General features: G+C 63.8%; 21 protein-coding genes and 1 tRNA gene. 8 read left to right on the forward strand and 14 right to left on the reverse strand.

Features of this window, described 5'->3' with window-relative positions; translation table 11 throughout:
• Window positions 1–398, forward strand: a 398-nt coding sequence (locus tag CKO23_RS14270) for a hypothetical protein (RefSeq protein ID WP_200332312.1), incomplete at its 5' end; no start/stop codon positions are given.
• Between the two features lie 82 nt (window positions 399–480).
• Here the strand turns inward: CKO23_RS14270 and CKO23_RS14275 are convergent.
• The 5 genes from CKO23_RS14275 to rpsU form a co-directional block, all read right to left on the reverse strand.
• Window positions 481–556, reverse strand: a tRNA-Ile gene (locus tag CKO23_RS14275).
• Window positions 557–602: 46 nt separating this feature from the next.
• A complete protein-coding gene (gene rpoD / locus CKO23_RS14280) occupies window positions 603–2468 on the reverse strand; it encodes an RNA polymerase sigma factor RpoD (protein ID WP_200332314.1) in 1866 nt (621 codons plus the stop codon).
• A gap of 199 nt (window positions 2469–2667) precedes the next feature.
• A complete protein-coding gene (gene dnaG / locus CKO23_RS14285; protein WP_200332316.1) occupies window positions 2668–4422 on the reverse strand; it encodes a DNA primase in 1755 nt (584 codons plus the stop codon).
• A 30-nt stretch (window positions 4423–4452) separates the two neighbouring features.
• Window positions 4453–4896 carry a GatB/YqeY domain-containing protein gene (locus CKO23_RS14290; RefSeq protein ID WP_200332318.1) on the reverse strand — a complete coding sequence of 148 codons (444 nt, stop codon included), beginning with the start codon at window positions 4894–4896 and terminating at the stop codon, window positions 4453–4455.
• Window positions 4897–5067: 171 nt separating this feature from the next.
• On the reverse strand, window positions 5068–5283 hold the full coding sequence (gene rpsU / locus CKO23_RS14295) for a 30S ribosomal protein S21 (RefSeq protein ID WP_005220880.1): 216 nt from the start codon (window positions 5281–5283) through the stop codon (window positions 5068–5070).
• Between the two features lie 126 nt (window positions 5284–5409).
• On the opposite strand from rpsU, the gene tsaD reads away from it, so the two are divergent.
• Window positions 5410–6435 (forward strand): tRNA (adenosine(37)-N6)-threonylcarbamoyltransferase complex transferase subunit TsaD, encoded by a 1026-nt coding sequence (gene tsaD / locus CKO23_RS14300; RefSeq protein ID WP_200332320.1) that lies wholly within the window; start codon window positions 5410–5412, stop codon window positions 6433–6435.
• Between the two features lie 12 nt (window positions 6436–6447).
• On the opposite strand, the gene CKO23_RS14305 is transcribed toward tsaD, so the two are convergent.
• Together CKO23_RS14305 and plsY are read right to left on the reverse strand one after the other, a co-directional pair.
• Window positions 6448–8214 (reverse strand): ATP-binding protein, encoded by a 1767-nt coding sequence (locus CKO23_RS14305; protein WP_200332328.1) that lies wholly within the window; start codon window positions 8212–8214, stop codon window positions 6448–6450.
• Between the two features lie 186 nt (window positions 8215–8400).
• The gene (gene plsY, locus CKO23_RS14310; protein WP_200332330.1) at window positions 8401–8997 is read right to left on the reverse strand and encodes a glycerol-3-phosphate 1-O-acyltransferase PlsY; all 597 of its coding nucleotides are present in this window, start codon (window positions 8995–8997) and stop codon (window positions 8401–8403) included.
• Between the two features lie 74 nt (window positions 8998–9071).
• On the opposite strand from plsY, the gene folB reads away from it, so the two are divergent.
• Window positions 9072–9431 (forward strand): dihydroneopterin aldolase, encoded by a 360-nt coding sequence (gene folB, locus CKO23_RS14315; RefSeq protein WP_200332332.1) that lies wholly within the window; start codon window positions 9072–9074, stop codon window positions 9429–9431.
• 37 nt (window positions 9432–9468) lie between these two features.
• Here folB and CKO23_RS14320 read toward each other — a convergent pair whose 3' ends face one another.
• Window positions 9469–9960: a DUF2452 domain-containing protein gene (locus CKO23_RS14320; RefSeq protein ID WP_200332334.1), complete on the reverse strand. Its 492-nt coding sequence runs from the start codon at window positions 9958–9960 to the stop codon at window positions 9469–9471.
• Window positions 9961–10150: 190 nt separating this feature from the next.
• On the opposite strand from CKO23_RS14320, the gene CKO23_RS14325 reads away from it, so the two are divergent.
• On the forward strand, window positions 10151–11314 hold the full coding sequence (locus tag CKO23_RS14325) for a class I SAM-dependent methyltransferase (RefSeq protein ID WP_346014612.1): 1164 nt from the start codon (window positions 10151–10153) through the stop codon (window positions 11312–11314).
• 126 nt (window positions 11315–11440) lie between these two features.
• Here the strand turns inward: CKO23_RS14325 and CKO23_RS14330 are convergent, their stop codons facing one another.
• Window positions 11441–12367, reverse strand: coding sequence for a bile acid:sodium symporter family protein (locus CKO23_RS14330; RefSeq protein ID WP_200332336.1), 927 nt, complete (start codon window positions 12365–12367; stop codon window positions 11441–11443).
• Between the two features lie 166 nt (window positions 12368–12533).
• Window positions 12534–13811 carry an O-acetylhomoserine aminocarboxypropyltransferase/cysteine synthase family protein gene (locus CKO23_RS14335; protein ID WP_200332338.1) on the reverse strand — a complete coding sequence of 426 codons (1278 nt, stop codon included), beginning with the start codon at window positions 13809–13811 and terminating at the stop codon, window positions 12534–12536.
• Between the two features lie 168 nt (window positions 13812–13979).
• On the opposite strand from CKO23_RS14335, the gene CKO23_RS14340 reads away from it, so the two are divergent.
• Window positions 13980–14834, forward strand: a complete 855-nt coding sequence (locus CKO23_RS14340; RefSeq protein WP_200332340.1) for a pentapeptide repeat-containing protein — start codon at window positions 13980–13982, stop codon at window positions 14832–14834.
• Window positions 14835–14899: 65 nt separating this feature from the next.
• On the opposite strand, the gene sat is transcribed toward CKO23_RS14340, so the two are convergent.
• Window positions 14900–16087 (reverse strand): sulfate adenylyltransferase, encoded by a 1188-nt coding sequence (sat, locus tag CKO23_RS14345; RefSeq protein ID WP_200332342.1) that lies wholly within the window; start codon window positions 16085–16087, stop codon window positions 14900–14902.
• Window positions 16088–16699: 612 nt separating this feature from the next.
• Between sat and CKO23_RS14350 the strand changes: the two genes are divergently transcribed.
• Window positions 16700–16918, forward strand: coding sequence for a hypothetical protein (locus tag CKO23_RS14350; protein WP_200332344.1), 219 nt, complete (start codon window positions 16700–16702; stop codon window positions 16916–16918).
• An 88-nt stretch (window positions 16919–17006) separates the two neighbouring features.
• Here the strand turns inward: CKO23_RS14350 and CKO23_RS14355 are convergent, their stop codons facing one another.
• Window positions 17007–17669 carry a lytic transglycosylase domain-containing protein gene (locus CKO23_RS14355; RefSeq protein ID WP_242482444.1) on the reverse strand — a complete coding sequence of 221 codons (663 nt, stop codon included), beginning with the start codon at window positions 17667–17669 and terminating at the stop codon, window positions 17007–17009.
• 451 nt (window positions 17670–18120) lie between these two features.
• Between CKO23_RS14355 and CKO23_RS14360 the strand changes: the two genes are divergently transcribed.
• Window positions 18121–18660: a YcbK family protein gene (locus CKO23_RS14360; RefSeq protein ID WP_200332348.1), complete on the forward strand. Its 540-nt coding sequence runs from the start codon at window positions 18121–18123 to the stop codon at window positions 18658–18660.
• A 331-nt stretch (window positions 18661–18991) separates the two neighbouring features.
• Here the strand turns inward: CKO23_RS14360 and CKO23_RS14365 are convergent, their stop codons facing one another.
• Window positions 18992–20806: an RNB domain-containing ribonuclease gene (locus tag CKO23_RS14365; RefSeq protein ID WP_242482445.1), complete on the reverse strand. Its 1815-nt coding sequence runs from the start codon at window positions 20804–20806 to the stop codon at window positions 18992–18994.
• A gap of 285 nt (window positions 20807–21091) precedes the next feature.
• On the opposite strand from CKO23_RS14365, the gene ygfZ reads away from it, so the two are divergent.
• Complete coding sequence (gene ygfZ / locus CKO23_RS14370) at window positions 21092–22123, forward strand: CAF17-like 4Fe-4S cluster assembly/insertion protein YgfZ (protein ID WP_200332352.1); 1032 nt, start codon at window positions 21092–21094, stop codon at window positions 22121–22123.
• Window positions 22124–22253: 130 nt separating this feature from the next.
• Here ygfZ and lysS read toward each other — a convergent pair whose 3' ends face one another.
• Entirely contained in the window at window positions 22254–23795 is a 1542-nt protein-coding gene (gene lysS, locus CKO23_RS14375) for a lysine--tRNA ligase (protein WP_200332354.1), read from the reverse strand.
• Window positions 23796–23808: the final 13 nt, after the last annotated feature.

The following is a 23808-nucleotide window of genomic DNA, read 5'->3' on the forward strand; positions in this document are numbered from 1 at the left end:
TTGAGCGGCTGCGCGCTGATCTCGCGGCTCGGGATGTCGAGATCCAGCGGCTCAAGACCGAAGTCGCTCAAGCGCAAGAGAAGGCGGCCGCAGCGCGGGCGCGTGAGTCTGGCTACCGCGAGCAGATTGATCGGCTTGAATCCCGCATCAGTCAGGTCGGGTGTCCGGCAAATCGTCAGACTGACGAAAACGGCGACCGTGACAGCCGCATCCTGGCGCTGTCCGGGCTCTCCGAGGTCAAGGTTTCCGAGACCCTCAAGGCTGAAGGCATCAAATGCTCGCCTCGCACCGTGGGCAACGTGCGCCGTCGCCACCGTGCGGAACGTCCTGAGGCGGCTGGACCAGTGACGAGTTCAGCCGCTGGCGTGAATCGCAGCGTCCAGACGATCAAAAAATGACCAGACTCACGGGCGGATTGGACCCTGAAAGAACCCGGATGATTCCAGGATCTTGGTTCGCCAAGTAAGTTACTGATTTGATTGGTGGGCCGTGTAGGATTCGAACCTACGACCAAGGGATTATGAGTCCCCTGCACTAACCGCTGTGCTAACGGCCCCGGAATACGGAGTGGTTTGTTGCGCCATCCCTGGCGTCGAGATGGATCAGTCGCTGTCGAGGAAACTGCGGAGCTTGTCCGATCGGGTCGGGTGGCGCAGCTTGCGGAGCGCTTTGGCTTCGATCTGACGAATACGCTCGCGGGTGACGTCGAACTGCTTGCCGACCTCTTCGAGGGTGTGGTCGGTGTTCATGTCGATGCCGAAGCGCATGCGCAGAACCTTAGCCTCCCGGGAGGTGAGGCTGGCGAGCATGTTCTGCGTGGCTTCGCGTAGACCCTCGGCGGTCGCGGAATCGACCGGGGAGATGACGCCGGAGTCCTCGATGAAGTCGCCGAGGTGCGAGTCTTCGTCATCGCCGATCGGGGTCTCCATGGAGATGGGCTCCTTGGCGATCTTGAGGACCTTGCGGACCTTGTCCTCCGGCATGTCCATGCGCGTGGCAAGCTCTTCCGGGGTGGCTTCGCGCCCCATTTCCTGGATCATCTGACGCGAGATGCGGTTGAGCTTGTTGATCGTCTCGATCATATGCACCGGGATACGGATGGTGCGCGCCTGGTCGGCGATCGAGCGCGTGATGGCCTGCCGGATCCACCAGGTGGCATAGGTCGAGAATTTGTAGCCTCGACGATATTCGAACTTATCGACCGCCTTCATGAGGCCGATGTTGCCTTCCTGAATGAGGTCGAGGAACTGAAGCCCGCGATTGGTGTACTTCTTCGCGATGGAAATCACCAGACGGAGGTTGGCCTCGACCATCTCCTTCTTGGCGCGACGGGCCTTGGCCTCGCCGATGGACATCTTGCGGTTGACTTCCTTGATCTCGCCGATGGTGAGGCTGTTTTCTTTCTCGACGTCCTGCAACTTGCGCTGGGCGCGACGCACGTCGTGGGCAAGGTCGGCCAGGCGCACGCCATAGGGCTTACCGCTTTCGAGCTGCTGATCGAGCCAGCCGGGATTGGTCTCGTTGTCGGGGAAGGTCTCGATGAAATCCTTGCGCGGCATGCCGGCCTGATCGACGCACAAGCCCATGATGATGCGTTCCTGGGCGCGAACCCGCGCGATGGTCGTGCGCAGCAGCTCGGCGAGCTCCTGAAAAACGGGCGCAACCAGCTTGAACTGCAAGAAGATCTCGGAGACAGCCGCCATGGCTTCGCGGGAGCGTTCGTCGCTGCGACCGTACTCTTCGAGCGCGGCTTTCAGCACCCCATAGCGCTCGCGCAGCAGGTTGGCGCGACGCGCCGCATCTTCTGCATCAGGACCCGTGTCGACTTCCGCGACGGTCGTGTCGTCATCATCGTCGTCCGAGTCGTCGTCCGAGTCAGCTTCCAGCTCGGCCTTGTCGGCACCGCTGTCGACGACGGCGGGCGGCGCGGCGGGCGCGACGATCGCGGGCTCCTCTTCGCCGTCGTTGAAACCTGAAATGACGTCCGTGAGGCGCGTTTCCTCGCGGTCGACACGGTCGAAGATCTCGATCAAGCGCTCGATGGAGCGCGGATAGACGGAGAGCGCGGATAAGACCTGGTTGAGCCCGTCCTCGATGCGTTTGGCGATCATCAGCTCGCCTTCGCGGGTCAGCAGCTCGACAGTGCCCATCTCGCGCATGTACATGCGCACTGGATCAGTGGTGCGGCCGAACTCACTGTCGACCGTGGCTAAAGCCGCCGCCGCCGCCTCCGCCGCCTCGTCGTCGGAGACGGCATTATCGCTCAGGGTCTGATCGATGACATCCGGGGCGGTCTCTTGAACCATGATGCCCATGTCATTGATCATCCGAACGATATCTTCGATCTGGTCCGTTTCGACGATTCCGGGCGGGAGATGGTCGTTGACCTCGGTGTAGGTCAGATAGCCTTGCTCTTTGCCCCTGGCAATCAGTTGCTTCAGTTGAGACTGCTGCTGTTCTTGATCCATGGGTTACCTTGACTCAGTGCTGCGGTAAGGCGACTTGAAAGCGAACTTCGTATTTTAGCATATAAAACGGAAGGCGTCTCTCTGTATTTCCGCGAAACAGTGTATCCGTCGGTGTGATGGGCGCATTGGACACCTGTTATCGATCACGCTCACACAATAGATAGACGAAATCACCAGAAAAACCAGATAGATCATTCCTTCAGTGGAGCCTGTCGCGGCGTATCCGGGCGGATTCCACCTCCTGCTCCACCCGAGCACGCTCTTCGGCAGACCACTCCGCCGTGCTACGCTGATTGAACGGGCGGCTGCGCTCGATCTTGCGCGTCTCCTCGCTCAAGCGATGCAGGGCTCCAATGAGCTCGGCGGCAAGGTTTTCCTCGGCGATGTCGCGCAAGAAGGGATCGACGCTGATGCGCTGCAGGTAGTTGAAATGGGGATGCTCGCGCCAGCGCTCCAGGACGGTGGCCTTATTCCGCTCGGGATGCTCGAGCAATGCATCCAGTAGCTGTGACAAGACATCGACACCTGGGTTCGTCGAGCGACGCCAGCTGGCATCCTGCTCCTTGGCCTCCGCCGCCAGATGGGGATTGTCGAGCAGGAGGGCAATCGCCTGGGCGACCAAGCTCAAACGCATCGGGATGCGCGCCTGGGCGCCCTTGCGGTAAGGACGCCTGGCAGAGCGAACACTGGGCTCCGCCGTCACGCCCGTCAGTTGTGCGATGCGCTTGAGCACCAGCTCGCGATAGATGCCTTGCGGCAACTGCTCGACCAGCGGCTGGGCCAGACTGGCGAGCCGAGCCCGACCGTCCATGCTGGTCATATCCACCTGCTCGGCCAGGTGATCGAACAGGAGATCGGAGAGCGGCTTCGCCTCCGTGGCCAGGGCATTGAAGCCCTCCGCCCCGACCCGACGCACCAGGGTGTCCGGATCCTCTCCATCGGGGAGAAAGAGGAAGCGGATCGACTGTTGCCCGGTGGCCAGCGGGAGCGCCTCTTCGAGCGCCTTCCAGGCCGCCGCGCGTCCGGCGCGGTCGCCGTCGAAGCAGAACACCAGCTCGGGCGCCGTGCGCAAGAGTTGTTTAAGATGCTCCCCTGTCGTGGCCGTCCCCAGGGTGGCAACGGCATTGTCGATCCCGAACTGGGCGAGGGCAATGACGTCCATATACCCCTCGACGACGACGACAGCGGAGATCTTGCGATTGGCCCGTTGGGCCTCGAAGAGGCCGTAGAGCTCGCGCCCCTTGTGGAAAATGGGGGTTTCAGGTGAGTTGAGGTATTTGGGCTTGCCATCGCCAAGCAGCCGGCCCCCGAGACCGATGACGCGACCGCGCCGATCGCGGATGGGGAAGATCACGCGCTCGCGGAAGCGATCGTAGCGGCGGCCGTCCTGCTCGCCGATCAAGCCGCACGTCAGGAGCTGAGCTTGCGCGGCGGCACTCGCACCCAGGCGCTTGAGCAGGAAATCATTGCGGCCCGGCGCGAAGCCGAGATCGAAGCGCGCGACCATCTCCTCGCTCAGGCCGCGCTCCTTGAGATACTGTACGGCACGCGCGGCCTGCGGATGTTCGCGCAGCTGCTGGCGGTAGAGCATTGCGGCCTGCTCCATCAAGCCGTAGAGGGGCGCGTGATCCGGGCCTTTCGGCAGCGCATCCCCCTGCTTGGGGATCTCGAGGCCGACACGTTGAGCCAACTCCTCGACCGCCTCGGGGAACACGAGGTGGTCATATTCCATGAGGAAGCCGATCGCGGTGCCGTGCGCGCCGCAGCCGAAGCAGTGATAGAACTGCTTGTCGGGGCTGACGGTGAACGAGGGGGTCTTTTCGTCGTGGAAGGGACAGCGGGCTTGGTAATCCTTGCCCGCCTTGCGCAGCTGGATGCGCGAGCCGATCAGATCGACGATGTCGGTCCGAGCCAGGAGATCATCGATGAAGTCAGGAGGAATTCTGCCGGCCATGCCAGGGGTCAGGCTGGAGCAGCGGAGCGATCAGCTCCCGAGGCGCTGCTTGACGAGCGCACTGACGGCGCCCATGTCCGCGCGGCCCTGAATCTGCGGGCGCAGCACGCCCATGACCTTGCCCATATCGCTCATCGCCGTCGCACCGCTTTCGACCACGGCCGCATCGATCAGTGCCGCAATCTCGGTATCGGACAGGCCCGCGGGCAGATAGCCCTGAATGACACCCACCTCGAAGCGCTCCACATCGGCGAGGTCCGTGCGACCAGCGCCATCGTATTGCGAGATGGAGTCGCGCCGCTGCTTGACCATCTTGTCGAGCACGGCCAGCACCTGAGTGTCGTCCAGCTCGATACGCTCATCGATCTCGCGCTGCTTGATGGCGGCGAGCATGAGCCGAATGACACCCAGCTTATTCTTTTCACCCGCCTTCATGGCGGTCTTCATATCGTCCTGGATGCGCTGCTTGAGCATGTCGCGGGCTTCACCTCGGTCCGGATTCGTTTCAGAGTGAGGCGACCTGGACCTCGGCTGGAATGCGGGGCCGAGTCATGCGCGACAAGACCCTGCACGCCGGGCCGCGTTGGCCGCCCCTGTGCTTGAGATCCCGATGACGAGATCCCCATCGCGAGATCGGGGAGAGACTCAGTAAGGACGTTCCCAACGACGCGCTTCGCGCTGCAACTTTTTCTGATGACGCTTGACGGCAGCGGCCTTCTTACGCTTCCGCTCGGACGTGGGCTTCTCGTAGAACTCACGACGACGGACCTCGGCGAGCACCCCTGCCTTTTCGCAGGAACGCTTGAAACGCCGCATGGCGACTTCGAATGGCTCGTTTTCTTTGACGCGAACGCTGGGCATAGAAAGTCCCTTGGTATCTCCGGTTGAATGGATGGAAGGTAAAAGATCCCGAAGTATAACGCGAAACGAACTTTTCTTGCAAAAGGCAATATGATGTCGATCGACAATCGCTGAGGTTCTAACGTTATGCGCGTCTTGGGTATCGAAACATCGTGCGACGAGACAGGCGTCGCCATCTTCGAGGAGCGGCAGGGCCTGCTGGCTCACGCAGTCTATAGCCAGATCGAGATCCATGCGGAGTATGGCGGCGTGGTCCCGGAGCTTGCCTCGCGTGACCATATCCGCAAGACCTTGCCCTTGATTCACCAGGTGTTGGACGAGGCGGATCTGCCCCCGGACTCGATCGATGGTGTCGCCTTCACCGCGGGACCAGGGCTGATCGGCGCCCTGCTGGTCGGCTCCGCCATCGGGCGCAGCCTGGCGTGGGGCTGGTCGGTGCCGGCGATCGGCGTCCACCACATGGAGGGGCATCTGCTGGCGCCGCTGCTGGAGACGCCAGCGCCGGACTTCCCCTTCGTCGCCTTGCTGGTCTCGGGCGGTCACACCTTGCTGGTCGACGTCATCGGTATCGGCCGCTACGCCATCCTTGGGGAGTCGCTCGACGATGCCGCCGGCGAGGCCTTCGACAAAACCGCCAAGATTCTGGAGCTACCCTACCCTGGCGGCCCAGCGCTGGCGAAGCTCGCCGAGCAAGGCGACCCCGAGCGCTTTCGTTTCCCGCGACCCATGACCGATCGGCCCGGCCTGGACTTCAGCTTCAGCGGACTCAAGACCTTCACCCTCAACACCCTCAAGACGGAGCTGGTGGCGAGCAACGACCCGGCGCAAACCCGAGCCGACATCGCCCGCGCCTTCGAGGAGGCGGTGGTCGATACCCTGGTCATCAAGTGTCGGCGAGCCCTGCGTGAAACGGGGCGCACGCGCCTCATCCTGGCAGGCGGCGTGAGTGCCAATCGGCGCCTGCGCGAGCGCATGAACAGGGCCATTGCGGCCGAGGGCGGCGAGACCTTCTATCCGCGCCCCGAACTCTGCACGGACAATGGCGCCATGATCGCGTTCGCGGGTCTTCAGCGCTTGCGCGCCGGACAGCATGAGCCGCTGGTCTTCCGACCGCGGGCGCGCTGGCCCATGGGGGAGCTGAGTCCGGCCTGAGACGTGGAGCGATCACGGAAAGCTGTCGTCGAGACCGTCGTCGTCGCGGTCCGTCACCGGCAAGATCAGATGGAAGACAGCACCCTCTGGCGGCGATGACTCGGCCCATAGCCGCCCGCCGTGCGCCTCCGCGATCGCCCGACTGATGGCGAGGCCCAGCCCGAAACTGGAGTCGCTCGTGGACTCGAAGATATCGAACACCGCCTCATGCCGACCCGCGGGCAGGCCGGGCCCCGTATCCCTGACGATGAGTTCGATCTCGCGCTCGGAGGGAATGACATCCAGGACGACTTCGCGCCGTGGGCAGTTGGCGGCATCGATGGCTTGGACGGCATTGCAGATCAGGTTGACCAAGACCTGCTCGATCTGGACCGGGTCAGTCTGGATGGCCGGCAGACCATCCGGCGCGTTGAGCTTGAGCTGCACCCTGCGGTCCGAGGCAAACCAGAGCACCATCTCGAAGGCGCGCTTGAGCATCTGCTCGAGCGCCACCGAAACCTTGTACATCTTACGCCCGCGCAGGAAGGCGCGCAGACGCTCCATGATGTCTCCGGCGCGATGGACCTGGTCGTCGATCCGACGAATCACCTCCACCAAACGACCCGGATTCGCCGCCGGCCCCTGCGCCAGTTGAGTCGCCGCGCTGCAATAGAAACCCGCCGAACTCAGCGGCTGCAGGAGTTCGTGGATCAGCGAGGAGGCCAGGATGCCGACGGCATTCAGCCGTGCCACTTGGGCAAGCGCATCGCGCGCGCGCCGCGCCTCCTCTTCAGCGCGATGCCGCTCGGTGATATCCAGATAGGCGACGACAGCCCCTTCTTGCTCCCCTTCGAGCGGCAGCACCCGCATGAGCAGCCAACGCTGCCCCTGGGCCGTATCACAGGGATACTCGATGCTGAAATCGTCGCGCTTGCGCTGGATCACCTCCCGGATGCCCCGCGCCGCGCTCAGGACCGCCTCACCGGGCTGATCGTCGACCCGCCGCGCGGGGGCGCCAGCATTCAGACCCAGCGCCTCGCGCAGGTCATCATAGGCGCCGTGTTCACTGGATGCCTGGCGCCAGGCGCGGTTCGCCGTGAGGATGCGGCCATTGGCGTCGAGCACCGCAATCTGTGAGGTCAAGGCGTCCAGCACGGATTGGCGCAACCGATCGCTGGCAAGACGCTGGCTTTCCGCCTCCTGCTCCGCGGTGACATCCGATAGGGCCGTGAGGCACTCGGGGCCGAGCAGCCCGTCGCGTCGGATCGAGCACAAGCGCACGACGCGCGCTGGCGCCGGGTCGCGCAAGTGCAGCACCAGGTCGCACACCCGGGGCGGTGTCACGCCCTCGTCGAAGACCTGGCGTAGATGCTCGAGAAAACCCCGAATCTGCGCGCCGATGACGAAGCGCTTGAAGGGGCAGCCTTCCAGCTGAGCGCGCGGGTGACCGAGCAGTCCCGCGGCGGTGAGATTGGTGCTGCGGATCAATCCGCGGCGATTGAAGACCACGTAGCCGACCGGGGCATCGTCGAACAACTTGACGTAGTGATCACGGGAGATCCTGAGCGCTTCCTGCGCGTCGCGCAGCATGCGCCCCTGGATCTCCAGCTCGATCTCATGGGTCTGCAGGGCCAGCGTGAGGCAGCGCTGTGAATCGTTGGCGGCGCGCGCCGCATCGAGCGATGCGACGAGACTCTGGAATTGCGCCTCGAGCACTGTTTTGTCGATCGTCTGCAATCGCGCGGGCGGAGTTGGGATCCCCGCAAGCGCTGGCCGGGGCTCGTCCTGATGATCGCTCACGCTTGGCTCCCCTGCGATGAGGCACTTGGCATTGGACGCACGACCTCGAACGATGCGGCCGCTCTCGCGCTGAGCGAGGGATTGGCATGACCGGGGTACCGAGGTTGCAAGGATCCCGAGGTTTCGGAGGCTGGCGCGCGGACGCCGCGCGACCCGCTCGAAGAGACCGGTGAGCCGGTCAGTCGATCAGTCGGCCTTGGTCGTGAGCCGACCTTCCTTGCCCTCGATCAGGTTGCGGATGTTCGTGCGATGCCGCCACACCAGCAAGCCGGTAATGATCAGTTGCATGCCAATCAGCACCTTCTCCGGCCAAAAGAGCCACACGAAGCCAGGCGCCAAGGCCATGGAAATGAGCCCCGAGAGCGACGAGATCTTGAGCACCTTGGCGACGAACAGCCACACGGCCGCCACGCAGAGCCCGATCGGCCAATAGAGCCCGAACTGGACCCCGAGCGCCGTTGCCACGCCCTTGCCGCCACGGAAGCCGAAGAAAACCGGATAGAGGTGCCCGATGAAGGCCGCCAGACCGATCCCGGCCAGCACGCCGGGCCCGACCTCGAGCAGATGCCCGATCAGCATCGGGATCAAGCCCTTGAGCGAGTCCCCCACCAGCGTGATGGCCGCCGGCTTCTTGCCACCAATGCGCAGGACATTGGTCGCGCCCGGGTTGTTGGAGCCCTGGGTGCGCGGGTCCGGTAGGCCCATGAGGCGACAGACGATGATGGCACTGGACAGGGAGCCCAGCAGATAGGCGGCGATGAGAAGAAGGATGGCGGTCATCATGGCCCCGCATTGGACCCGCGAAGCGCCTTCAGGTCAAGATAGGCAGACGACCAAAATTTCTCCCAGAGGCCTGCATGGACATCGTCTACATCCGGGGGCTCAGAATCGAGACCACCATCGGCATCCACGACTGGGAGAAGCGCGTCCGCCGCCCCCTGATCCTCGATCTCGAAATGGCCAGCGACGTCGCCCAGGCCGCCGCGACCGACCGCATCGAGGACGCGCTCGACTATGACGCCGTGACCAAGCGTTTGGTGCGGGAGGTGTCTGCCAACCGGTTCGAGCTGGTCGAGACCTTGGCCGAGCACTGCGCGACCATCCTGCGGGAGGACTTCGGCGTCCCCTGGCTGCGCCTGAGTCTCAACAAGCCCGGCGCGGTCGGGGACGGCGTCGATGTCGGGGTTCTGATCGAGCGCGGCGAAAAACCCGCCTGAGGGACGCTCGAACGCCAGATGGCCGAGCGCCGCTGCCTCAATCGTCGGACGACAGACCACCGATGCGCAGCAACTGCTCGACCAAGGCACCGGTATCATCGGCCTCGTCCGCGCGCTCGGCGGGTGTCCAGGAATAGTCGATTTCGAGCCGATAGGAGCCGAGAAACGCATGCGGGCTGCGGCCCCCCCAGTCGGCCGGCGACAGCATGGAGAAAAAGGAACGGCCGTTGCCGCGCTGGTAGAGATGATAGGTCTTGCCTGGGATGCGCTTGAAGGCACACTCGGCGCGGTTCAGCACCTGCTCCTCGCGGGCGTCGGACAGAACCCTGCGCGCCTCCTCTTGAAGCAACCGAATCTGGTCCGCGATAACGCGCAGCTTGGCGCCAGTGCGGGCGCTGAGCATGGTTTCGGCCTTCGCAACCTCAGCGGCCAGCTCTCCGGTATCGAAGGACGGGGCCAGCCGGCTGACCGGATAGGGCGAGCTGCGCGCATCGCCAGGATGGATGATGGATTTCTGGTCTTCAGTCATCTTGCCTCTACTCGAGCATCAGTACCATTTAGGTCAAAATCAGCCCGATTAACAGGATTGCAAGGAGTATTGTTCATGTCATGTCTAAGCACGCCTTCGGGCATCTCGCTCGTGCGCGAACCCTGCGTTTTCATCCAGTTGCGGCGACATATTGGCACCTGGCCTCAGACGGCGACGGGGTCTGTTTGACGTGCCTCCCGCCCCCGACATCCAACTCTCCGAGCTCGAGGCAAACATCAGCGCTCGCCTGCTGGAGCAGATCCGCATCGCCATCGCGGACGCGGATGGCCTGCTGCCTTTCGATCGCTTCATGGAGCTGGCGCTCTATGCACCTGGCCTTGGCTATTACGTCGCAGGCGCGCAGAAGTTTGGACCATCGGGCGATTTCGTCACCGCGCCCGAGGTCTCTCCGCTCTTCGGCCGCTGCCTGGGCAACCAGTGCGCCGAGGTGCTCGCGGCGCTCGGCGGTGGGGATATCTTGGAGATCGGCGCGGGTAGCGGCACGCTCGCGACCCAGATCCTCGGGCAGCTCCTGGAGATCGGCACCCTACCCGATCGCTACCGCATTCTCGAGCCCAGCCCGGACCTCCAGCAACGCCAGCGCGAGCGCCTGCGCGACGAACTCCCGCCGCTCGCGGACCGCTGCGAGTGGCTGACGGACTTTCCGACGGCATTCCGCGGTGTCGTGGTCGCCAACGAGGTGCTGGATGCCATGCCGGTGCATCGTTTCCGCATCGGCGAGGCGGGCGAACTCCTCGAGGTCTTCGTCAGAGACGGCGCGGGCGTGCTGACAGAGACCGCCGCGGTGCCGCGCTCGGCTGATCTCGCCGAAGCCGTGGCGGCTTTAGGGGCCGAGGGCCTGGCCCTGACGCACGGCTACAGCTCGGAGATCAACCTGCGCCTGCCGCCTTGGCTGCGCGCGTTGGCCGGCTCCATGGCCGCGGGTCTGGCGCTCTTGATCGACTACGGCTATCCGCGCTCCGCCTACTATCAGCCCGACCGTCACATGGGCACGCTGATGTGCCATCACCGTCACCAGGCGCACGACGATCCCTATCGCCTGCCTGGCCTGCAGGACATCACCGCCCATGTCGATTTCACCGCCGTCGCCGAGGCTGGGGTCGGCGCCGGCTTCGACCTCGAAGGCTTCACCACGCAAGCGCACTTCCTCATCGGCTGCGGCATCGATCGGCTCATGGCCAAGTCCGAGGATGCCCCCGACCTCGGCGCAGGTGCCAAACAGCTCCTCTTGCCAACCGCCATGGGTGAGCGCTTCAAGGTCATGGGGTTGGGCAAGGGACTCTCCACGCCCTTGAGCGGCTTCGCCGTCCGCGACCTCAGCGATCGACTCTGAGGCGCTGGACGCATCGCTCTCCGACGCTTCCCGCAGCAGAGGGGGTCGAGGTCTTGGTCCTCTTCACCAATCAGGTGCGCGCCCAGGGCTTCCTCAAGAGCCATTGGGGACGGAAACCACGGCTTCTCAGGCGCTTCGGATGACGCTCGTATCGACCCGGCGCGACCACCAACTCGCCAGCGCGGCACCCGAGAGGTTGTGCCAGATCGAGAAGAGCGCGCCGGGCAAGGCCGAGGCCGCCGAGAAATACTTGACCGCAAGGGCGACCGCCAGACCCGAATTCTGCATCCCGACCTCGATGGCCAGGGTGCGCGCCTGGCGTTCCTCCATCCGCATCGCCCGCGCAGCCCAATAGCCGGCAACCAGGCCAATGGCGTTGTGCAGCACCACCGCAACCATGACAAGCAGCCCGACGCCCGCCAGATTCGCGTGATTCAATGCGACGATGATCGCAATGATGAGGACGATGGCGCCCATGGAGACGATTGGGAAGAGCGCCTTCACCCGCGCAAGGCGAGCCCCGAGTAGGCGATTGGCCAGAAGGCCAAGGGCAACCGGCGCCAGGATGATCTTGGCGATGGACATCAGCATGTCCAGCGCGGGCACCGGGACGCGCTCACCCACATAGAGCCATGTCAGCGCCGGGGTCAGCAGCACGGCCGCCAGGGTCGAGACCGTCGTCAGGGTGATGGACAGGGCGACGTCCCCGCGCGCGAGATAGCAGATGACGTTCGAAGCGGTGCCCCCAGGGCTCGCGCCGAGCAGCACGAAGCCCACGAGCAAGGCCGGCGGCAACCCCAGGCTCAACCCGATCAGCCATCCCGCAAGCGGCATCACCCCATATTGCAGCGCCATGCCGAGGAGAATGACGCCAGGCTGACGGACGACGCCGACGAAGTCGTCCAGCGTCAAGGTGACGCCCATGCCGAACATCACCAGGCCCAAGAGTGGAAGGATGCCCGGCTTGAGTCCGACGAGCCACTGCGGCATCGCGACGGCAATGGCGACGCCGATGAGGGCGAGCAGCGGGAAGAGGGTCACGGAGCGGTTCATGGCAAGCCGCGCGGCCGGCCTTCAGCCGCGACCTTCTGACGCGGGGACTCGGCGCAACGCGGTGCGCCGCCTGCCGACCAGCAGCCGATTCCAGCGGGGCACCATGGGCTGGAAAGCGCGTGACACCGCCGAGCAGTGTCACGAGAAATCAGGTGAGAATCCAAGGCTAACCTGCTGCCGCTAAAGCCTGCTCAAGGTCGGCGATGATGTCGTCGATATGCTCGATCCCGATCGACAGCCGGATCAGGTCTTCGGAGACCCCCGCGCGAGCCAACTCCTCGGGCGAGAGCTGACGGTGGGTGGTCGTGGCCGGATGGCAGGCGAGCGTCTTGGCGTCACCGATGTTGACCAGCCGCACCGCGAGCTTGAGCGCGTCGATGAAGCGGGCACCCGCCTCGCGCCCGCCCTTGATCCCGAAGGAGAGGATCGAACTGGCCTTGGCGCCATCCATGTACTTCTGTACCAGGTGATAGTCCGGGCTGTCCGGGAGTCCGGCATAGCGGACCCACTCGACCTTGGGATGATCCTTGAGGAAGCTGGCGACGGCGATGGCGTTCTCGCAGTGCCGGTCCATGCGCACATGCAGGGTCTCGATCCCCTGCAGGATGAGGAAGCTGTTGAAGGGAGAAATCGCCGCGCCCATGTTGCGCAGCGGCACGACACGGGCACGTGCGATGTAGGCCGCCGGCCCCAGGGCCTCCGTGTAGACCACGCCGTGATAGGAGATGTCGGGCTCATTCAGCATGGGAAAACGGTCCGCGTGCTCGGCCCAGGGGAAGTTCCCCGAGTCCACCAACGCGCCGCCGATCGTGGTGCCGTGGCCGCCCATGTACTTGGTCAAGGCATGCACGACGATGTCGCCGCCATGCTCGAAGGGGCGGCAGAGATAGGGACTCGGCACCGTGTTGTCCACGATGACAGGCACCCCATGCGCGTGCGCCATATCGGCGATGGCCTGGATATCCGCGACATTGCCCGCCGGATTGCCGATGGACTCGCAGAAGATCGCCTTGGTGTTGGCATCGATCTGGGCGGCCATGCCGTCGATGTCGTTGGGCGCGGCGAAGCGCACCTCGATACCCAGCCGGGGCAGCGTGTGCGCGAAGAGGTTGTAGCTTCCGCCATAGAGGGTCGCGACGGCGACGAGGTTGTCGCCCGCCTTGGCGATGGTGAAGATGGAATAGGTCACCGCTGCCATCCCGGAGGCCAGTGCCAGACCGCCCACGCCCCCCTCCATGGCCGCCACGCGCTGCTCGAGGACGTCACTCGTCGGGTTCATGATGCGGGTATAGATGTTCCCCGGCACCTTGAGATCGAAGAGATCCGCGCCGTGCTGGGTGTCGTCGAAGGCGTAGCTGGTGGTCTGATAGATGGGCGTGGCCACCGATTTGGTGGTCGGGTCCGGCGCGAATCCAGCATGGATGGCCAGGGTCTCAAGCTTCATGGAAGCACTCCTCGGGGTGGCTGATTGTCGTTGGTCTTTGCGGGATACTGGGATCTTCGGACATGGGAGCCAAGCCCGACCGAGTGAGGCCCATCCCGCTCAGATGATACAGTCGGAAGCCAGGCTCGAAGAAGAAAACGACGGCCGTTATCCCAGAGGACACGCGCAATGGTAGAGATCAAAGATCGCGAGACCGGTGAGATCCTGGAAACCATCGATGCCGACTCGCTCGTCGGCGCCGATCTCAGGGACATGACCTTGAACGGCGCGGACCTGCGCGGGGCCGATCTGACCGGCGCCAACCTGACGTCCAGCGACCTCAACGGTGCTTGCCTGAGCGGAGCGATTCTCGTCGACGCCATCCTGGTCGGCGCCCACCTGAAGGACGCGGACTTGAGCGGCGCGGACCTCTCGCGCGCACGGCTGGGCGCGGAGCACGCCTCCCGCGCGGTCATGCTCAACGGGGCGAATCTGGATGGAGCCAAGCTGCTGGGGGCCGATCTGCGCAGCGCCGAGGTGCGCTACGCGAGCCTGCGAGGCGCCAATCTGAAGTGCGCGGATCTGCGCGGCACGGACTTCCACGGCAGCGATCTCTGCCATGTCGTCGCCGTCAAGGCACTCTTCATCCAAGCCAATCTGCGCGAGGCCAACCTCTGCCACGCGGATTTGCGCGACGCTCACCTCAATGACGCCAGTCTGGTCCGGGCCAGTCTGCACGAAGCCGACTTCACCAGCCTGGATCCGGACGGTTTCACCATCATCAACCTCGCCAACTTCGAAGGCGCTGACCTCAGCGGTGCCAAGATGCGCAGCGTCTCGGCGCAGGACACCAATTTCCGCCATGCCAATCTGACCGACGTCGACCTGACCGACGCCATCCTCGGCGGCGCCATCCTGCATCGCGCGGACGTCACCAATACCGATTTCTCGGGCGTCGAGCTGGCCAGCGTGACCATGGAGTTCGCGAACGTCTCCAAGGCGCGCAATGCGGTCGTGCCGTCCTACAAGAAGAACCTGCGATAAGCCAATGAAAAAGCCCGTCGCAACCCAGGTCGCGACGGGCTCTTCAATGCTTCTTAATCAGCTGCTTAGCTAATTGATTGGTAGTAATCCATGAGGATTTGAGCCACCTCCGGACGGGAGAACTCGGGCGGCGGTGCGATACCGCTCCCCAGCAGCTCACGCACCTTGGTCCCGGAGAGCAGAACGAAGTCCTCCTTGGTGTGATCCGGCGCCTCGCACATCATCACAACCCGGTTGAGCTTCTTCGAGTAAGCGGTATGGTCTGCCTTGAAGATCTCGATCTGCAGCGCATCCTCGGGCACCTCTTCATCGAAGATGGTCTGGGCATCGAAGGCGCCGTAATAGTCCCCCACGCCGGCATGGTCGCGCCCGATGATGAAGTGGGTGGCGCCCATGTTCTGACGGAAGTAGGCGTGCAGCACGGCCTCGCGCGGACCCGCATAGAGCATGTCGAAGCCATAGCCGGTCACCATGGCGCTGTTGGGCGGGAAGTAGAGATCGACCATCTTGCGGATGGACGCATCGCGGACCGGGGCCGGGATATCACCGGGCTTGAGCTTGCCGAGCAGCATGTGGATGACCAGACCGTCGCAATTCAACCGCTCCATGGCCATGTGGCACAGCTCTTCGTGCGCCAGGTGCATGGGGTTGCGGGTCTGGAAGGCAACGACACGCTTCCAGCCGCGCTCGGCGATCTCATTGCGGATCTCGACGGCCGTGCGGAAGGTATCCGGGAAGTCGGCCTGGAAGTAGGAAAAGCTCAGGACCTGGATCGGCCCGGAGACCGCAAAACGACCCTGGCTGTTGAAGGTCTCCACGCCAGGATGCTCGCCGTCCAGCGTACGGTAGACCTTCTCAGTCATCAGGGCCATCTGCGCGTCGGAGACCTCCTCGATCGCCTCCACGTCCATCACGGCCATGACCGGGGTGCCTTCCACGTTCGGATCGCGCAGCGCAATGCGCTTGGCACCTTGGATCGCGTCGACGTTCTCCAGCAGACAGAGCACGGGGACGGGAAAGAATCGCCCGTCCGTCATCCGCATGGTCTCCGCCACACTGACGGCGTCCGCGAGGTTCATGAAGCCCGGCAAAGGGCTGAAGTAACCGCCGCCCATCATGACCGCGTTGCCGGCCGCTTGCGAGCTGATAAGGACCTGCGGCAGGCCCTCCGCCTCTCTCAGCAAGGCATGATGCGCGTCCGAATCGTAAACGAACAAGGGTTTCAGGACGTCGGAACCCACAGGATTGATCATCGCCTGTCTCTCCTCTCGGCTTCATCCGGTGTCCACCGGTATCGCGCGGACCAGGCGGATGAGACGGATTCTTGAAGTGTTTTCGAATTGAGGTGTGACGGCTGCCGGATTGGCCGCGGATAACGCCCACCGTCGGGTCATCGGGCGTGCCGGCAAAGGCATGCGGGGGTCTGCGAAATGCCGCAGGGGCCGCGAGCCGACGAGGTCGGCAGGCATGAGAATCGCCCCGGACGCCCCCGGCGCCATGCCGTTCAAGCCCGCTAGAGGGGGCCAAGTCGAGTCCAGCGCCGACCAGGGCACCATACCACGGGTCGACGCATCGCTTTACAAGGATCTGCTTATAGAGCTAACAAATTTCTCTGAGGTTCGGCAGGGGAATCGCACGGCCGATTGCGCTACACTCCCGCGCTTTGCGCGCCGCGCATCTGCCGCGCCCGCCTCACGGTGAGTGTCTGGCAGTCGCGCCAGGGCAGCGAACGGACAAGAGCTGCCAGGGCCACCAAGCGGCTTGAGATGTGGCCGGCAAGTCTGCGACCCTGATCCCGATATTGGAATCGTGGCGGCCGGGACAGGTTTCCCGGACATCACCCACGTGCTTGAGGATTCACTGCAATGCCGTACTTCGTTTACAAGATTTCACCGCCTCGGGTGCTCGAATACATCGCCACCCTGGATCGCTACCAAGAAGCGCGCGAGATCGTGCGCAGTCAGCGTGCCGAAGAGCCGCGCGACAGCGGTGTCGAATATCGGATGATCTTTGCGCGGCAACAGGGAGAGGCCGAAAAACTCCTCTCCATCCCGCGCGACGAGCGCGTGATTGGAGAGGACTGACCGAAACCTGATGGCTGGCGGTGCCCGGTTGGGCAATCGAGGCAGGCGCGACACAGGGATGCCGCGACTGCGTTGGGCTCGCGACTGCTCAGCGAGCCGTCATGATGAAACTGGAAGGCCGTTCCGCGCCGTAGTACTGGAGAACCTTGCGAACGTAGGACTGGGTCTCCGCGTAGGGCGGAACCGAGCGGCCGTACTTGAGCACGGCGCCCTCGCCCGCGTTATAGCCCGCCACCGCCAACTTCACGTCCTGGTCGAACATATCCAGAAGGTCGCGCAGATAGGCCGCGCCGCCGCGGATGTTCTGGGCCGGATCGAAGCTGTCGTTGACGCCGTAACGCCTGGCCGTCGCCGGCATCAGTTGCATCAGCCCCTGCGCGCCAGCGTGCGACACCGCGCGATGGTTATACGCGGACTCGGCACGGATGACCGCGTGCAAGAGTCCCGGAGACAGCCTGTAGCGGCGTGCATTGGCTGACACGAGGTGCTCGTAGTTAGCGCGCCGCTCAGTCACCGACTTGCTCATGGGTGCGGGTTGGCTGGCGATGACGCGGCCGCGCGCCGTGATGGTTCTGTTCTTGCGATCGAAATCGACGGTGAACTTCTGCTTGCTCTCACGCACCAGCTTGCGCGATTCGCGATGCCACTCCAGCTTGTACCGATTGCCCTTCAGCGGCGTATCTGTGAAATAGACATTACCGGAGCCATCGACGTATTTGAAAACATCAGCATGCGCAACCGGTGCGGACATGGCGGCAAGGACACTCGCCGCCAAGGCAGTCTTCAGTATTCCATACATTGATCAAACCTATCGGTTCAGCCTTCGGTTCAGCGAACATTCGGCCCAGCGAACGTCCGTTCGGCAGACATCTCAATCATAGCGCAGTTCACTCGAAGATGAAGCTAAAATCAGCCGTTTTTGCCGTGCCGATCACACTTCATGCTTGCGAACCAACCATCGCAAGTGCGAACTTCAAGCACGTTAAAGTGCCGTCATGTAGTTTATAACAACGCTCATTAAAAGCCTTCCTTATCAAACATTTACAATTTTTACCTAAAATATTCATTAAGTTAGTTTGAGAATACACTTGAAGTAAGAAAAGAATCAACGCGAAGAAAAATATGATTGATTTCCAAACTTTTCTGTATATAATTTCACACTCCTGAAGCTGACTAACGTCCTAAAGTGTACCGGGGGGAACATGAATCGACGTTACTTCCTAGGGGTTGCCCTAGCCGCCACGACAACGCCTGCCGCTGCTAGCCGACTATTCCAGCGTTCATTCGATCGACCGCGTTCATTATCCTTCTATCACTTGCATACCGAAGAGCGGATCGATGTCACCTATCGCATTGGAGACCGCTACCAGCGATCGGCACTCCAACGGCTAAATTACTTCTTCCGCGATTTCCGGACTGGCGATACGACCAGCATGGATCCGCAATTGTACGATCTGCTCTACGACCTCAAGCACTCGCTGGGCGATTCCGACGCCTGCTACCACGTCATCAGCGCCTATCGCTCGCCAGCCACGAACGCCAAGCTCCGACGCGCCTCCAGCGGCGTCGCAAAGAACAGCCTGCACCTGACGGGTCAGGCAATGGATATTCGCTTCCCCGACTTGCCCACACGCCGCTTGCGTGATGCCGCCATATCGCTCAACCGCGGTGGTGTCGGCTACTACCGTCGTTCCGACTTCGTGCACGTAGATACTGGCGAGATCCGAAAATGGGGTGCCTGAGTTAGCGAAGGGGGTTGCACGGGTCGACCTCCCTTGTGAGCCTCCCGTCGACCGCTGGCGGATCGCTTGGGGGTAATCTGCCAGTAAAAGGAGCTTGGGTCCGTGACCCAAGCTCCTTTTTTGCATGAGGGATCAGGCGTTATCCACAAGGATGGGCAGGTTATCGGTCTCGGCGGGCCAGCTCACTGACGGAAATCAACTCCAGGCCGATTAGCCCTTTGAATTCTGCCGAATGGCACCCTTGGCGACTGAACCGGCTGCAGCCACACCTGATGTCTAAAGGTTGGGCCGAGGACCGAGGCCCAACGAAACGGCACATGAGCCCCTGAGCTCACCCCAAGATTCGAAAGCTCGCCGTGAGATCAGGGACATCGACCTCGTTGACAGCCACTCGCAGCCGCTGGTTGAGCGCAAGCTCCTCACGCGAGCGGATGCGTGCCTCCATCGCCAGCTCGGGAATCAGAATGACCGCTTTGCGGTCATCGAAGCCGACCACCACGCCCTCGCCCTTCCAGCCAGGATTGTCACGCAGAAAGACCAGCTTCCAGTGCTGGTTCGACATCCGCTCGCCGCGGCGCACCGCGACGGAGGCAACGTCCGCCTCACCAACACGCTCCAGCACCTGCTGCTGATCGAGCGGCTCGCGACCATCGAGCCAGGCGCGCAGCTGCTGATGCACGAGCAGATCCGAATAGCGGCGCAAGGGACTGGTCGCGCGCGTGTAGAGCGGGAGCCCAAGACTGGCGTGCACATCCGGCGTGAGCGAGAGCTTGGTCGGCTTGAAGCAGCGACGTCTGGCATACATCGCGGCCAGATCCGACGCCTCTTCCCCGCCGTCCGGCGGAACCTGGGTCGCGAAGGGAATGGGTATCGCGTGCTCCAAACAGAGCCGCGCCGCCGCCTCACCCGCCATGAGCATGGCATCCGTGACCAGATCCCGGCTGCGCAGGCGCGGCAGCGGCCGGATCTGCACCTCACCCGCACGCACCCTCACACTGACTTCGGGCAGGTCCAGCCGCGTCGCACCATTCGCCTTGCGCCGCCGCTGAAAGCCTTCCATCAGGGCGGCAAGGCCGCGGAGCGCCGGATCGGCTGCCGTCAGCCGCTCGTCGGCGGTGGCATAGGTCAGGCGCTCGACGCGAATCCATGTGCGCCTGAGCTGAATATCGGCCAAGTCGCCGTCGGGGGTGCAACGCAATCCGAACGACAAGGCGGGCGAAATCGCTTGAAGCCCGAGACCCAGCCTCTCCGTCACCCGGCTGGGCAGCATGTTGATGATGCCTTCCGGCAGATAGAGGTTCGCCCCGCGTGCGCGCGCCTCCCGCTCCAGGTCCGATTGATGCGAGACCAGCGCGGCCACATCCGCGACATGCACCCAGATGAGATCGCCATCCAGGGCCAGGGCATCGTCCGGATCCTCGCTCCCCTCGTCGTCGATGGCGTAGGCCGTCAAATGGGTGAGATCGAGACGCGCTTCCTCGGGCAGCTCCGGCACCTGGAGGTCTGGATCCCCCAGCGTGATGCCACAGCGCAGCGGATGCGGGTTGTAGCTGCGGTCCCAATGGCCGACCTTCACCAGGGCGCGATGCGCATTCCCCGGCGTCTGCTGATAACCCAGCGCCTCCAGAATGCGACTGTGCTCGGATCTCGCCAGCGCCAATCGCTCCACCTCGCCGAGCCGATCCACGTCCTCGGGCGCGGGACGCGCTGCCTGCATGCGTTCCAGAAAGGCCTTCCAATCACGCTCGGCGGCCTCCTTGGCGGCACGCTCCGCGCGCTCACGTTCGACGACATCGCGCGTGCGCGCCTGAATGGACGCGGGCGTGCCGCTGAAGGTCACACCCTCGGCGACCAACTGCCAGGCCGCCCAGGCCGTCGCCGGCGTGAAGGCATCGAAGGCAAGTTCGGTGAGATCCTTGAGCGTGGTCTCGGCACCCTCCAGCAGCTCCCACGCCTCGCTCAGCTCCCCCTCCTGGGGGACCAGCTCGGAGAGGTTGCGCAGAGGCCCCGGATGCAGCAGCTCGATATCCTTGGGCCGAACACGCTTGTTCTGGCCGCCATCCAGCTCAATCTCGACCTTTTCTCCGAGACTGACTACACGGGCTGGCCGAACCTTGTAAAGCACGAGGCTATCGAGGGGCGGCATTGGTTGATGTGTCGGCAAGATGCTGTGCTCTCTTGAATTGAATGTCCTGAAGGCGCCCGGAGATCGCCTCGGGTGAGCGCCTGGCGATCCCTCGCGCTGCCCCGAGGCGGCGCTGGTGGAACCGACGCGCGACCGAGCAGCCGGGGCGGGAGTGTGGCATCTGGCGCAGGTGGACTCCGTCAGCCCGATCCGACTTTCGATTCCGCGCGATTTCATTGAGAATCGCCGGAGTTTCCTGTTGCCCAGACGCCCGCGTCTGGCGCTAGCCGCCTCGAGGTCCCCTACATGATGAATCAATGGCGAAATTTCCTCATCGCGCGCGGTGCGCGTATCGACGAGCAAAGCAGCCTCTCCTTTCCAGCGTCGCAGACCACATCCGACTGTCGGCTCTTCGACCTGTCGCATCTTGGCCTCATTGCCGTCCGCGGCGCCGACGCCAAGACCTATCTGCAGGGACAGCTGACGAACGATATCCGCGAACTCTCCGAGAGCAACAGTCAGCTCAGCGCCCACTGCAGCCAGAAAGGCCGCATGCTCGCCCTCCTGCGCGTCTTCCAGGTCGGCGACACCCTCTATCTGCAGACCCCGGCGGAGCGCCTGCCCGAGATCATCAAGCGGCTGCGGATCTATATCCTACGCAGCAAGGTGAACCTCGAGGACGCCAGCGACGCGCTGGTGCGCATCGGTCTGGCGGGCGACGGCGCGCCGGACCTGCTGACAGCGCGGGGACTCCCGGCCCCCGAGCAGGAAAACCGGCTCGCCCTCAGCGGCGAGTTCGCCGTCATCCGCATCCCGGGCACCCCGGCGCGCTTCGAGGTGCTGGCCCCCTACTCTGCCATGACCGGTCTCTGGGAGCATCTTGCCGAGCAGGCCGCTCCGGCCGACGCCCAGGACTGGACGCTGCTCGACATCCAGGCCGGGCTTCCGAACGTCTACGATCTGACAGCCGAAGCCTTCGTGCCCCAGATGACCAACCTGCATCTCATCCATGGCGTCAGCTTTCACAAGGGCTGCTATACAGGGCAGGAAGTCGTGGCCCGGATGCAATTCCTCGGCAAGCTCAAGCGCCGCATGTATCTGGCGGAGGTGACCGCCGAGACACCGCCCAAGCCCGGCGATGAACTCTTCTCGCCAGCGAGCACTTCACAGCAGGCCAGCGGCCGCGTGGTCGACGTCGCGCCCATCGCTCCCGGCCGCTACGCACTCCTGGTGGTTGCCGAGATCGCCTCGGCCGACGGCGGCGAAGTCCGTCTGGGCGAGAGCGGGCCTCTGCTCAGCCTGTCGGAACCACCCTATGGTTTCATGGAAGCGACCTGAAGACCCTTCTTCAAGCAGCTGTTCTACAATGGATGCGCCCGGAGAGGCGTACCCCGAGAAGGGATAGAGCAGCGGCCCCATGCGCGCGGGAGCGACAAAGCCCGCGCGACCCATGCGTTGCGCGGCACCCTCAAGCCGTTGACTCCGGCCGCATGTGCGGGAAGAGCAGCACATCGCGAATCGAGGCCGAATCGGTGAAGAGCATCACCAGGCGATCGATGCCGATGCCCTCGCCCGCCGTCGGCGGCATGCCGTGCTCCAGGGCACGGATGTAGTCCGCGTCGAAGTACATCGCCTCCTGGTCGCCCGCCTCCTTCTCCGCCACCTGCTGGCGGAACCGCTCGGCCTGGTCCTCCGCGTCGTTCAGCTCGGAGAAACCGTTGGCGATCTCACGCCCGCCGACGAACAGCTCGAACCGATCCGTCACGAAGGGATCGGCGTCACTGCGTCGCGCCAGCGGCGAGACCTCGGTCGGATACTGGGTGATGAAGGTCGGATCCATGAGCCGCGTCTCGACCGTCTGCTCGAACACCTCGATCTGGATCTTACCCAGGCCCCAGGTCGGTTTGACCTGAATGCCAAGACGCTCGGCCAGCGCCTTGGCCCGTGCGACATCGTCGACGTCCGCCGGCTCCAGCCCCGGGTTGTGCGCGAGGATGGCCTCGCGCACGCTCAGCCGCGCGAAGGGCCGCCCGAAGTCGTAGGTCGCGCCCTGGTACTGGATCTGGCTGCGGCCCAGCACCTCGGTGGCCATGCGCCTGAGCATGTCCTCCGTGAGGTCCATGAGGTCGCGATAGTCGGCATAGGCCTCGTAGAACTCCAGCATGGTGAACTCGGGATTGTGGCGGGTCGACAATCCCTCGTTGCGAAAATTGCGGTTGATCTCGTAGACCTTTTCAAAGCCGCCGACGACCAGACGCTTAAGAAAGAGTTCGGGCGCAATGCGCAGGAAGAGCTGCATGTCGAGCGCGTTGTGGTGGGTCACGAAGGGCCGCGCGACCGCGCCCCCCGGAATCACCTGCATCATGGGGGTCTCGACTTCCAGGTAGCCCCGACCGTTGAGATAGTCGCGCATGAACTGGACGATGCGGGTGCGCACGCGGAAGGTGTCGCGCGTCCCCTCGTTCATGATGAGGTCGAGGTAGCGCTGGCGATAACGGCTCTCCATGTCCGTGAGGCCATGGAACTTCTCCGGCAGCGGACGCAGCGCCTTGGTGAGCAGACGGATGCTGTCGCACCGAATCGAGAGTTCGCCGGTCTTGGTGCGGAACAGGATCCCTTCGGCGCCGAGGATGTCGCCGAGGTCCAGATCGCGCTTGAAGCGCGCGTAGGCATCCTCGCCGACCAGGTCGCGCTGGACGAAGAGCTGCATGCGCCCGGACATGTCCTGGAGATGGGCGAAGCTCGCCTTGCCCATCACGCGCCGCGTCATGAGCCGTCCGGCGACCTTCACGCGCAGCGCGCGCGCCTCCAGCGCCTCGGCGTCCAGCGCCTCATACTCCGCATGCAACTCGCCGACCACGACATCGCGCCTGAAATCGTTGGGAAAGGCGTTGCCCTGCTCGCGCAGCTGGGTGAGCTTGTCGCGGCGCTGCGCGACGAGCTTGTTCTCGTCGGCCGGCTCGGGATGCTCCTGGCCCGCGCTCGCGGCCCTCACGTCTTGGTCGCTCATGGGTTAGGAAATC

It is taken from the genome of Thiocystis violacea (assembly GCF_016583565.1).
Classification (GTDB): Bacteria; Pseudomonadota; Gammaproteobacteria; order Chromatiales; family Chromatiaceae; genus Thiorhodococcus; species Thiorhodococcus violaceus_A.

Coding starts and splice junctions, on each gene's coding strand:
- CKO23_RS14355 (WP_242482444.1), bottom strand. CDS start 17,669: ATGTCCGCACCGGTTGCGCATGCTGATGTTTTCAAATACGTCGATGGC.
- CKO23_RS14335 (WP_200332338.1), bottom strand. CDS start 13,811: ATGAAGCTTGAGACCCTGGCCATCCATGCTGGATTCGCGCCGGACCCG.
- tsaD (WP_200332320.1), top strand. CDS start 5,410: ATGCGCGTCTTGGGTATCGAAACATCGTGCGACGAGACAGGCGTCGCC.
- sat (WP_200332342.1), bottom strand. CDS start 16,087: ATGATCAATCCTGTGGGTTCCGACGTCCTGAAACCCTTGTTCGTTTAC.
- dnaG (WP_200332316.1), bottom strand. CDS start 4,422: ATGGCCGGCAGAATTCCTCCTGACTTCATCGATGATCTCCTGGCTCGG.
- CKO23_RS14365 (WP_242482445.1), bottom strand. CDS start 20,806: ATGCCGCCCCTCGATAGCCTCGTGCTTTACAAGGTTCGGCCAGCCCGT.
- CKO23_RS14320 (WP_200332334.1), bottom strand. CDS start 9,960: ATGACTGAAGACCAGAAATCCATCATCCATCCTGGCGATGCGCGCAGC.
- lysS (WP_200332354.1), bottom strand. CDS start 23,795: ATGAGCGACCAAGACGTGAGGGCCGCGAGCGCGGGCCAGGAGCATCCC.
- rpsU (WP_005220880.1), bottom strand. CDS start 5,283: ATGCCCAGCGTTCGCGTCAAAGAAAACGAGCCATTCGAAGTCGCCATG.
- rpoD (WP_200332314.1), bottom strand. CDS start 2,468: ATGGATCAAGAACAGCAGCAGTCTCAACTGAAGCAACTGATTGCCAGG.
- CKO23_RS14360 (WP_200332348.1), top strand. CDS start 18,121: ATGAATCGACGTTACTTCCTAGGGGTTGCCCTAGCCGCCACGACAACG.
- CKO23_RS14330 (WP_200332336.1), bottom strand. CDS start 12,367: ATGAACCGCTCCGTGACCCTCTTCCCGCTGCTCGCCCTCATCGGCGTC.
- ygfZ (WP_200332352.1), top strand. CDS start 21,092: ATGATGAATCAATGGCGAAATTTCCTCATCGCGCGCGGTGCGCGTATC.
- folB (WP_200332332.1), top strand. CDS start 9,072: ATGGACATCGTCTACATCCGGGGGCTCAGAATCGAGACCACCATCGGC.
- CKO23_RS14290 (WP_200332318.1), bottom strand. CDS start 4,896: ATGCTCAAGCAGCGCATCCAGGACGATATGAAGACCGCCATGAAGGCG.
- plsY (WP_200332330.1), bottom strand. CDS start 8,997: ATGATGACCGCCATCCTTCTTCTCATCGCCGCCTATCTGCTGGGCTCC.
- CKO23_RS14340 (WP_200332340.1), top strand. CDS start 13,980: ATGGTAGAGATCAAAGATCGCGAGACCGGTGAGATCCTGGAAACCATC.
- CKO23_RS14350 (WP_200332344.1), top strand. CDS start 16,700: ATGCCGTACTTCGTTTACAAGATTTCACCGCCTCGGGTGCTCGAATAC.